This window comes from Alteromonas sp. (assembly GCF_984505615.1).
In genome coordinates this window covers 1-10,629 of record NZ_CFHOXV010000070.1, presented here as the reverse complement: position 1 = coordinate 10,629, position 10,629 = coordinate 1, and the positions used below count along the sequence as shown (strand labels likewise).

The window sequence follows — 10,629 nt, the reverse complement described above, 5'->3', positions numbered from 1 at the left end:
TCAGGCTCCCAATTACGAAGAAGCCCGCTCATCTGAGCGGGCTTTTTTCGTTTCTGTTCTCTGTTCAGAATCCCACTATGCTTCTTTTAAATATGTTGATCGATTCAAACATAGAATATGCACTCATTGATGCCTGAATTCACTGTAAAGCGGGCAGTAAAAAGCCCACAGATGCGGGCTTGTCTCATTGAATGTATGACTATTCAAATATGAGTACACTTTCATCAGGCACGATATCGAAATCATATTTTCCGTAATCAGCAAAACCCGGGCAATTATTTACGGTACCCTCAAGTACAATCGTTCCTGACTGAAGGTTCTCATATACACCGGTTGCACCTACCAGATTCACATATTCTTTTATGATCATCGGCTCACCGCCCGAGCAGAATAAATCCCCCTGAAGCGGGATAAACACATCGTATGCAGAATGAAGTGAGAATGTTCTGTCATCGTCAATCATGACATGAGAAATTACAGGTCCGGCAGTAAAGAAGTTTGTCAGATCGATAGTGCCTTTCAGCACACCTTTAACTTTTTCCCGTTTCTTAATAGATTTGCGTTCATCTTTTGAAAAGGATTTCCAGTCAGTGCTTTTCAGCACTATCTCAAATTGTCCAAGTTGTTCAAGTTTTACCAGGTCTGTAGAAACATCAAAAGTCTCAACAGTCCCCTTGGTAATTGTGTAAGTTCCTTTTACTACACGGTTGTCAGAGCTGTCTTTATCATGTTTAGCCAGTACAGGTGTCGAAAGGCATAAGGCAGAAAACACAGAAGCAGCAACAAGAGATTTAATTTTCATAAACTTCCTTATAAGTATTCCATAGTTGTGGCGTCTATTTGCGCCGGAGGTAAGAGGTTAATGACCTTAAGGTGTGACTACGTAAACACTATCTAATCGGGTCGGCCCGGTTCAGCATAAACTTTTATACACCAGTATAGTTTTCATTTAAATCTCTTATATTCAGCAAATGTAATTAAATCCGGCTGGCGGAATACAGATCTCTGATTAGTCCCATTTCGTGAATCCAAATCGACTATTGTCTTATCCATATTGATGTTAACAAATTGTTTTAATGGGCTATAGTTTAACCATAACAACAATGAGGAAGTAAGCAGGCGTGAAAAATTCAATTATCTCCGGGTTACTGGCCCTGGTAACCGTGTCGGTGTGTGGTCTATTTGATATAGCCTTCTGGTGGGTGGCTGTCGCCGTGTTCTTTGTAACACTCATACCTGCTCTGATATTTCCTCAGCAGAGCACGGTTGTTGCCGGAACCGACGGGCAAGACGATGCTGACTCGAAATTAGGTGAGTCTATCAGCCAGTCTGCCAGCCGGATCGCTATAGGTGGAGCAACGGTTTCCCACTTTCTGGATAAGCTTGCCGCAGTATTTAAAGAGCAGGCCGATAGTGTTCAGGAAATCGCCGGCAGTATTAAGCACCTTGAAGAAGGTAATCTTCAACTTGTGGGATTCTCTACAGATGCTCAGCAAAAAATTCAGGCAGCAGACGATAAAACTCAGGATTGTAAGCAGGCTCTGAGCCAGTTGGTTGAACAACAAAGTCAGCTTCGTAGTGAAATTGAAGCCTCAGCAGATATGCTCGCCACATTAAAGAGCAAGGCCGATTCCATCAGCGGCATCACCACTACCATTAATCAACTGGCCGATCAGACTAATATGCTCGCTTTAAATGCTGCTATTGAAGCTGCAAGGGCCGGAGAGCAGGGACGGGGATTTGCCGTTGTTGCCGATGAAGTGCGCGACCTCGCTCAAAAGACAACAAATGCTACCCAGGGCATTGACGATGTACTCAATGAAATCAATCGCTACAGTCAAACTTCTGTAGACGCCATTGAAAAAGTTTCAGCAGCCAACGGCGCCATGTCGGACGTAGTGAACCATATGTCGTCCCTGATTGAAGAAACCAGCATTATTTCTACAGAAGCAGCAAACTCAATGGGGCAGGTCGCCAGTACAGTAGAAGTGCACGGCAATACCAACAGAGGAATAAGTGTAAATGCTGAAAGGTTACATCAGAATACCAAGCATCTTGAAGGCGATCTGACAGATGTTTCAGAGAAGGTACTGGCACTTAGTTATCACACTGAGGGTATTTTCCGGCAATTACAGGCATTGCGGGTGAATGACCGTAACGGAAAAGTCCAACGGATCGCCACCAGGTCCGCCCAAAAGATTGGTCAAATGTTCGAAGAGGCTATTACCAGTGGAAAAATCTCTGAATCAGATTTGTTCAACTTTCACTATGAACCGGTGAAAGGGACCAATCCGCAAAAATTCACTACACGGTTTGATTCATTTACTGATGTTTTGCTTCCTCCGGTACAGGAACCTGTCCTTGAGGAAAATAACTTTATTATTTATGCCGGGGCGGTGGATATTAACGGATACTTCCCGACCCACAATAAAAAATTCAGCAAACCTATGACCGGAGATTACGACACTGACCTGGCTAAGAGCCGGACGAAACGCATTTTCGATGATCCTACCGGTTCCCGTTGCGGAAAGAATACAGAGAGTTTTCTTCTGCAAACCTACAAGCGTGATACCGGAGAAGTGATGCACGATCTGTCTGCACCGATTTACGTTAACGGCAAACACTGGGGCGGTTTTCGTATAGGGTACAAAGCAGAAGATGTATGAAGCATAATGAAAAAATGCTTTAAGAAGAAATTTTTCATCTCATCGTCAGGTCTTTATGCACTGAGGTCGTTTGAACGTAAATTAAAAAGTTATCGTGCTGGAGTGTATTTATGAAAGAAGCTAAACGTAATCTGGTTGCGGGTACCATCGGTGCTGCAGTGTTAAGTGCCGGCGCATTTACATCGTCTGCAATGGCAAATCCGTTCGGAATGGATGCACTGGAATCCGGATATAAGCAAATCGCGGCAGAAGGAAAATGCGGTGAAGGCAAATGTGGTGCCGATAAAATGAAAGATAAAGCCAAAGCGGCAGCAGAGGGTAAATGCGGTGAGGGCAAGTGTGGCGCCGACAAGATGAAAGACAAAGCGAAAGCTGCAGCAGAAGGCAAATGCGGTGAAGGTAAGTGTGGTGCCGATAAAATGAAGGATAAAGCCAAAGCTGCGACAGAAGGTAAGTGTGGTGAAGGAAAGTGCGGCGCTGACAAAATGAAGGACAAGGTTAAAGAGAAAGCGGCTGAAGAAGGTAAATGTGGTGAGGGCAAATGCGGGAGTATGTAAACCGGCATGTGCTTGACTCGTTTTTGAAGTAACACCTTTGTTCAAAGTCACTAGTCATTTGGAGTTCTGATGTCTGTATCCGGTGCCGGGTTGGGTCTGCGGCGTGAAATGTTGCCTGACTTACTGCCACAGCTTCCTGACAGTGTCGATTTCTGGGAAGTTGCGCCGGAGAACTGGATCCTAATGGGCGGGAAGTTCAAAAAGCAATTGCAGGCCTGTACATCGCAGGCCCCCTTTTCGACTCACGGACTGTCATTGTCTGTAGGCAGTACGGATCCTCTTGATATCCCGTTTATTAAACAAATCAAATCGTTCCTGCAGGAATATAGCATCAGCTTGTACAGTGAACATCTGAGTTTTTGTTCCGGTAACGGACACCTCTATGATTTGCTGCCAATCCCTTTTTGTGAGCAGGCTGCAAAACATGTTGTGGAAAGAATCAAAATTGTACAGGACATTTTAGAGCGTCCGCTGGTGCTGGAGAATGTATCTTATTACCTCGCACCAGATCAGGACATGACAGAGCTGGAATTCCTTCTTTATATACTGGAAGAGTCTGACTGTCAGATGCTGCTTGATGTAAACAACCTCTACGTAAACAGTATCAATCATAAGTATGATGCCGTTGATTTCCTCAATGCACTGCCATCAAAGCGTATTGTTTATGGTCATATCGCCGGTCATTACGACGAGAGTGATAACCTTAAAGTCGATACCCATGGCAGTAGTGTCATTGAACCTGTGTGGGGGTTGCTGGAAAAAGCCTACCGGAAGCACGGCGTTTTCCCTACGTTGCTTGAACGGGATTTTAATATTCCTCCGTTAGGTGAATTGCTGGAAGAGGTTGGCCGGATTAAATCCATTCAGCAACGGGTATGTAATGAGCAGGAAATTAAGGATAACCAGCTAGCCGGATGTGCGGGATGACAGATTTCCGCGCAAGGCAGGCTGAACTTGCACAAGCCATGCGGGATCCTCAATCCGGCTTTGTTACCCTTGAAGAGGACGGCGAAGAAAGGTTGTCTGTCTACCGCTCACTATTTTTTAATAATATAAAAAATTTTATCGCCGGCGGGTTTCCTGTGGTCAAAGAAGTCCTGGGCGAAGAACAGTGGCTTATTCTCGTACGGGAATTCATGCTTGAGCATGTTTGTGAGACCCCTTACTTTGTTGAAATCAGCCGCGAGTTTGTCCGTTATCTGAGTCACTTTGATTGTACAGCCCGTGGTTATCCGGCTTTTTTATACGAGCTCGCGCATTATGAGTGGCTGGAAATTGATGTCAGCGTACGCGACGAAGACCTGCCACTTAAAGCACGCTCAGGCGATTTACCAGAGCGTTATACGTTGTGCGGCCTGGCAACACTTGCCAGTTACCATTATCCGGTACATCAAATCAGCAGTGAATGTCAGCCAGAAAAACTCTCAGAGCAGCGACATAACTACGTGGTGTACCGTGACAAAAGTGATGACGTTCAGTTCATGGTTACCGAGCCTTTAACGGCTTTATTACTAACGATTATCAGCGAAGAGGCTTTGCCCGTCCCCGGTATCATCAGTCAGCTTAAAGCTGTCATTCCCCCCACTCAGGTTGCAGCGGTTGAACATTATCTGCCGCAAACACTCTCCGCGCTTACAGAAAAGGGGATTGTGGTTAAAGCCTGACCGCTTGCCTCACCTTATTAACAATATTCGCTATAATGGAGAATAGCACTGTCATTCAGACTGTGTTTCGATTAACATTTACGACCATTTTGACTTAGAACTTTCAGGTATTGATTATGGCTGATAACGGCGAGTTTAAAGAAGTGTTTAACTGGTGGTACTTTCTGGCAATCGTTGTCACGTTAGTTGCTTTTCCTCTGTTGCATATCATAGCTGGCTGGTTCACTTTCTGGCTGTAATCAAAAGGCAAAGAAGTGACTGCTGAATATATAAAATCCGTAATAAAAACCGTACCCGACTACCCTAAACCCGGCATCATGTTCCGTGATGTCACCAGCGTGCTGGAAGATCACAAAGCATTTACTGCGTGTATCACGTTGTTGCTTGAGAAATTTCAGGGCATGCAGTTTGATAAAGTAGCCGGCACTGAAGCCCGTGGTTTCTTGTTTGGTGCACCGCTGGCCCTTGAAATGGGCGTGGGTTTCGTACCGGTGAGAAAACCCAATAAATTACCCAGAGAAGTGGTAAGTGAATCCTACGAACTTGAGTATGGTATGGATACACTTGAGATCCACAAAGATGCCATCAAAGAAGGTGAGCGGGTGCTGTTAATTGACGATCTGCTGGCAACCGGCGGTACCATCGGCGCATCAGCAAAATTGATCCGTTCATTAGGTGGTATTGTTGAACATGCCGGTTTTGTTATCGGCCTGCCGGACCTTGGCGGCTATGAGAAATTAGCGGCGCTGAACATTGAATGCTATTCAATTTGTGATTTTGATGGTGAATAAGGAACAAGCGGTTTTATGAGTTATCAGGTTCTGGCAAGGAAGTGGAGACCACGAAAGTTTAGTGAACTCGTTGGTCAGGAACATGTTGTTACCGCCATCGCCAATGCATTAGATAACGACCGCTTACATCACGCTTATTTATTTACCGGTACCCGTGGGGTCGGTAAAACCACAATCGCACGTATCTTTTCAAAGAGTTTAAACTGCGAAGAAGGTCAGGGCGCTAATCCATGTGGTGTTTGTGATACCTGTCGTGAAATCGAGCAGGGCAATTATGTTGACCTGCTCGAAATCGATGCGGCGTCACGAACCAAAGTGGAAGATACCCGCGAATTGCTGGATAACGTGCAGTACAAGCCCACCCGTGGCCGCTACAAAGTGTACCTCATCGATGAAGTGCACATGCTCTCTAAGCACAGTTTTAATGCGCTGTTAAAAACCCTTGAAGAGCCACCACCTCATGTGAAGTTTCTGCTGGCAACCACTGATCCACAAAAGCTGCCCATTACAATTCTGTCGCGCTGCCTGCAATTTAATTTAAAAGCGCTGTCCCGTGAGCAAATTTCAGGGCAACTGACCCACATACTGCAGCAGGAATCCATTCCTTTTGAGGCACCTGCACTGGCGTTACTGGCCCGTGCAGCCCAGGGCAGTATGCGGGATGCGCTCAGTCTGACTGATCAGGCTATTGCACAGGGCGACAATCAGGTAGCGGCTGCCATCGTCACCGACATGCTCGGTTTGATGGACAGACATCAAATTCTCAAGCTGCTTTTCGCACTGGTGAAAAAGGATGCTCCGGGTCTGCTTGATATTGTGGCATCAATGGCTGAGCAAGCGCCGGATTTTGGTCAGGTGCTGGCTGAACTGTCCAGTTTGTTACACCAGATAGCTTTAACCCAGTGGGTGCCTGAAACCTGTAAACTGGAAACGACTTCTGCTAAAGCGATATATCAATTAGCAAAAGCGTTACCGGCAGAGCAGGTGCAACTGTTTTATCAGATTGCCTTGCAGGGCAGAAAAGATTTGCCCCATGCTGCAGATGGTCGCTCAGCGCTGGAAATGACACTGTTACGAATGATGTCTTTTGCACCGGTTCCATCCGGTGACGACAACCTTGAGCTGATCGTGGATGCGCAGGGCAGTACAGAAACGCCGTTGTCACAAGCGTCTGCACAACCTGTCCCTTCTGTAGCCTCAGCGCCGGAAACACAAGCTGCACCGGTTCATCAGCCGGCGCAAGAAAAAGAAACGCCGGAACCCGAAGCTGCTCATGCCCCTCAACCGGCTGAGCACGGAATAGTTACTGAAGGTACCGGAACAACTACCGGGCCGGCAGACACGGATACTTCAGAAGATTTACATGCGCTCAATGCTGAACAGGCTGAAATTGAAAAAGCAGCGGCAGAATATCGCCAGCCTGTTATTTCTGAGCGTGCGCCTGCTGAACCGCCTGTTGTTAAGCCGGACCCTGTAAAAGATGAACCTGTTCAGCGGGGATCTTCGCAGCAGCTTGAATCCGGGCAACAGGCTGAGCCTTCAGTACAGAATGGTCCGCCTCAGTGGGATGATATTCCTCCTGCGGACTATGATGATATGCCGCCTCCGGTTTACGAAGATGAGCATTATGAAGTACCGGCAGAACACGCCGCGCCCGGGCATCAGTCAAATAATGTGACTCAGGCCGGTAGTACTGATTCATTGACGTCTATCGAAGAAATGTTAGCCCTGCGCCAGCAATTAAAAACTGGACGTAAGGAGGCTGCAGAAGCACCCGCAAAAAAGTCTGAAAACCAGAGTGATACCAGTGAGCGTGTCCGCAAGCTGAGTCAACGGGGTATAACGTCAGCCCCGCCTGTGGCAGACAATGAACCTGCTGAAACGGTGGCATCTGCACCGTCAGAGGATGATGCCTCGTCGCCGCCTTGGGAAAGCCACTCAGTAACGACTGCACCTGAAGCTGACGACTTGGCTGATAATGGTCAGCCTGAAGTTGATGAAGCTCCTGCTTCACAACCTTCTTTCGGGCAGGAGGCATTAGCTCAGGAAATTGAAGTACAGGCTGATGCCGGAGTGGCTTTTGTTGATGAGGAACAGGATCATACCGGCAATGTTACCCCGCAGAAGGATGAAAATCAGGCGCAAGGCTATCAACAAACTAACGTGCCTTCTGATAGTGCCGTTGCCGCTACACCAACAAACCATGTTCAAAGTGTCGATAGCGATGCTTTACCCGCTTATTTACCTGATGGCTCAAAATTATTACTCGGCCGTCAGATAGACAGCTGGAGTGAACGGGTTGCAGAACTGGGACTGGCCGGTTTAACCAAACAAATCGTATTAAATGCTGCTTTTTCGATAAAAGATCAGGATGTGACGCTTGAATTAGATGAGAGTCAGAGCCATCTCATAAATGACAATGCTGTTGCACAACTGAATGAGGCGTTATCTAAGGCGCTGGCGCATCCGGTCAATGTGAACATTGTTTACGGGCAGCCAGCACAAACACCGCTGACGTTACAGGCACGTATCGATGAAATGCGTCGTGCTTATGCACATCAGGTGGTTAGCAACGATGAAAAATTTACGACATTACGGGATCTTTTTGCTGCAACAGTGCTCGAAGACACTGTTCAGCCCCGGTAATGACACACAATCAATAAATAGTGAGAGAGTCGACCATGTTTAAAGGTGGAATGGGAAATATCATGAAGCAGGCGCAACAGATGCAGGAGCGCATGCAAAAAGCACAGGAAGACCTGGCGAAAATTGAAGTGACCGGTGAAGCCGGTGCCGGCATGGTGAAAGTTACCATGACGTGTAATCACAATGTGCGCCGCGTCGATATTGATGAGTCACTTATGGACGACGACAAAGACATGATAGAAGATCTGGTGGCTGCAGCCTGCAACGACGCTGTGCGTCGTGTACAGGAAACCAGTAAAGAGAAAATGGGCGACGTAACCGGTGGTATGCCATTACCTCCCGGCTTCAAAATGCCGTTTTAGGCTGAAATCCCCATATTTACTGGCCTCTAGCTTTGCGTAAAGCTAGGGGGCCAAATAGGGGGCATTAAAGTTAACGATTAAAGCTCGGCATTTGACCGAGCTTTTTTCATGCAATTTTCGATGTTCTCCTTTCTTACTGTGGTTAAAACCCTACTACAGCTCCCCAAAGCGATGTATCTTAGTCCAAGCTTTACAGGAGGTAACTGATGAAATTAGCTGGGGTAGATTTAGCTTGGCAGGGAGAGCACAATCCATCAGCAATTGCTATTGGTAGTGTTGAACACAACCAACTGATTCTAGAGTCGCTTGAACCCGCAGTATATGGATTGTCAGGAATTGTCGAGCAGCTAACCAAGCAAGCAGACCTGCAAGGTATTGCTATAGATGCCCCGCTCATTATTAACAATGAGACAGGGCAAAGACAATGTGAGAAGGCACTAAGTCGTGATTACGGTGGGCGCAAGGCCTCGTGTCATACATCTAATAAACGACTTTACCCAGATGCGCTTAGCGTGAAACTCTCCTCAATATTGTATACGCAAGGGTTCGAGCATTTAGCCACGAGTAAATGGCAGATTGAGTGTTACCCCCACCCAGCAATAATTGAGTGTTTTGCACTACCTGAGAGATTGGCCTACAAAAAAGGGAGTGTGGCTGATAGGAAAGCTGGTCAAATTGAATTGGCGACACTTATTTTAAGTTTAGAGCGTTCAAGGCTATTGCCTCTAGTTATACCCAATGATTTTAGGGGCCTTCTATCAGAAGACTATATACACTCTTTAAAAGGGCGCTTGCTTAAAACCAACGAAGACGTACTAGATGCAATTGTATGCCTATACATCGCTGGTCTCTATTCGATTAACGCTGACAGCATCACATATGGAGATAAAGAGCTAGGTTACATCTTTGTCCCCCAGGGGGAATGCTTTTAAACTGGTGTTTCGGCTTTGCAACTCAGGGGGAGTCAAGTTATTTGGGCCAAGTATTAAAAGGGCCTTGAACGTCCGTTCCTTGTTTACAGAGGTAAAAAAAGCACTCGTGATAGAGTGCCTTTTAAGGTACTAACTTAGGTAATCTCAGCATATTAAGGCTAGTAACTTTGGCCCAAGCTTTTTGCCAACTCATCCATAAACTCCGGCTGTTCTTCTTCAATCCATTTTCCATATATTTTGTGAATCATGCTGGTATCTCCGTGGCCCATTTGCTTTGCAAGCCATAGAGCGCTAGTTCCCGCCATTAGCAGCTGGCTCGCGTAAGTATGCCGGAGCTGATAAGCCGGACGATGGCGAAGTCCAGCATTTATTAACCATCTTTCCCATTGTCCGTTGACAGTGGTGAGTTCTGGACGTTTAAAAGGTAAGTTACCTCGGCTGAGAAATACTCTGCGCCTCATAATTACCTCCGTCTTATTGTTTTTGTAGAAGATTTTGTCTTGTCGCGCTGGAAGATGAGCTGAAAGTTCTTTTATTTCCTCCAGAACGCTAATCGCTTCAGGAAGTAGCTTTACGAGCCGACGGCCATTTTTCGTCTTTGGAGGCTTCAGAGTGCCATCCCTTGTGAGGTTGTACTGTAAACCTCCCCTAATTAGTTACATCCATAATTAGAGGTTTCAGCCTGTTCATGTTTGCTTAAATATTCCCATGGTGTCAGATCATTCAGTGCATCATGGGGTCGTTCCTCGTTGTATTCTGTTATCCAGTTTTCGGTCAGTTCACGTACTTCATTCAATGTTTTGAAGACATACATGTTGAGTATTTCTGTTCTGTAAGTGTGGTTGAATCTCTCGATAAAAGAATTCTGCGTAGGCTTTCCGGGTTTAATAAATTCCAGAGCGATATCATGTTCTTCTGCCCAACTTGCCAGCGTGACTGAGATAAATTCCGGCCCGTGGTACCTATTGAATAATGCTTTTCGAGCAATCTTTTTAAAGATGTCGGCCATTA

Annotated in this window: 12 protein-coding genes; 9 read left to right on the top strand and 3 right to left on the bottom strand. The window is 46.2% G+C overall.

Going from position 1 to position 10,629, the window contains the following annotated elements:
* Window positions 1–199 precede the first annotated feature (199 nt).
* Window positions 200–802, bottom strand: coding sequence for a hypothetical protein (locus AC4PME_RS20135; RefSeq protein ID WP_491046841.1), 603 nt, complete (start codon window positions 800–802; stop codon window positions 200–202).
* Window positions 803–1,121: 319 nt separating this feature from the next.
* Between AC4PME_RS20135 and AC4PME_RS20130 the strand changes: the two genes are divergently transcribed.
* The 9 genes from AC4PME_RS20130 (at window position 1,122) to AC4PME_RS20090 (ending at window position 9,618) form a co-directional block, all read left to right on the top strand.
* Window positions 1,122–2,666, top strand: coding sequence for a methyl-accepting chemotaxis protein (locus tag AC4PME_RS20130; RefSeq protein ID WP_491046842.1), 1,545 nt, complete (start codon window positions 1,122–1,124; stop codon window positions 2,664–2,666).
* Window positions 2,667–2,776: 110 nt separating this feature from the next.
* Window positions 2,777–3,223, top strand: a complete 447-nt coding sequence (locus AC4PME_RS20125; RefSeq protein ID WP_119501900.1) for an HvfA family oxazolone/thioamide-modified RiPP metallophore — start codon at window positions 2,777–2,779, stop codon at window positions 3,221–3,223.
* Window positions 3,224–3,292: 69 nt separating this feature from the next.
* Window positions 3,293–4,150: an HvfB family MNIO-type RiPP peptide maturase gene (locus tag AC4PME_RS20120; RefSeq protein WP_491046843.1), complete on the top strand. Its 858-nt coding sequence runs from the start codon at window positions 3,293–3,295 to the stop codon at window positions 4,148–4,150.
* Window positions 4,147–4,887 carry an HvfC family RiPP maturation protein gene (locus AC4PME_RS20115; RefSeq protein ID WP_491046844.1) on the top strand — a complete coding sequence of 247 codons (741 nt, stop codon included), beginning with the start codon at window positions 4,147–4,149 and terminating at the stop codon, window positions 4,885–4,887. The genes AC4PME_RS20120 and AC4PME_RS20115 overlap by 4 nt, the downstream gene beginning before the upstream one ends.
* A gap of 116 nt (window positions 4,888–5,003) precedes the next feature.
* Window positions 5,004–5,126: a hypothetical protein gene (locus AC4PME_RS20110; RefSeq protein WP_474822918.1), complete on the top strand. Its 123-nt coding sequence runs from the start codon at window positions 5,004–5,006 to the stop codon at window positions 5,124–5,126.
* A gap of 15 nt (window positions 5,127–5,141) precedes the next feature.
* On the top strand, window positions 5,142–5,678 hold the full coding sequence (gene apt, locus AC4PME_RS20105) for an adenine phosphoribosyltransferase (RefSeq protein WP_119501897.1): 537 nt from the start codon (window positions 5,142–5,144) through the stop codon (window positions 5,676–5,678).
* 15 nt (window positions 5,679–5,693) lie between these two features.
* On the top strand, window positions 5,694–8,324 hold the full coding sequence (dnaX, locus tag AC4PME_RS20100) for a DNA polymerase III subunit gamma/tau (protein WP_491046845.1): 2,631 nt from the start codon (window positions 5,694–5,696) through the stop codon (window positions 8,322–8,324).
* 35 nt (window positions 8,325–8,359) lie between these two features.
* Window positions 8,360–8,686, top strand: coding sequence for a YbaB/EbfC family nucleoid-associated protein (locus AC4PME_RS20095; RefSeq protein WP_119501895.1), 327 nt, complete (start codon window positions 8,360–8,362; stop codon window positions 8,684–8,686).
* Window positions 8,687–8,892: 206 nt separating this feature from the next.
* Window positions 8,893–9,618 carry a DUF429 domain-containing protein gene (locus AC4PME_RS20090; RefSeq protein WP_491046846.1) on the top strand — a complete coding sequence of 242 codons (726 nt, stop codon included), beginning with the start codon at window positions 8,893–8,895 and terminating at the stop codon, window positions 9,616–9,618.
* Between the two features lie 158 nt (window positions 9,619–9,776).
* Here the strand turns inward: AC4PME_RS20090 and AC4PME_RS20085 are convergent, their stop codons facing one another.
* Together AC4PME_RS20085 and AC4PME_RS20080 are read right to left on the bottom strand one after the other, a co-directional pair.
* A complete protein-coding gene (locus tag AC4PME_RS20085; protein ID WP_491224616.1) occupies window positions 9,777–10,229 on the bottom strand; it encodes a tyrosine-type recombinase/integrase in 453 nt (150 codons plus the stop codon).
* A 41-nt stretch (window positions 10,230–10,270) separates the two neighbouring features.
* The coding region (locus AC4PME_RS20080; RefSeq protein WP_491046847.1) for an integrase core domain-containing protein at window positions 10,271–10,629 on the bottom strand (359 nt) is incomplete at its 5' end.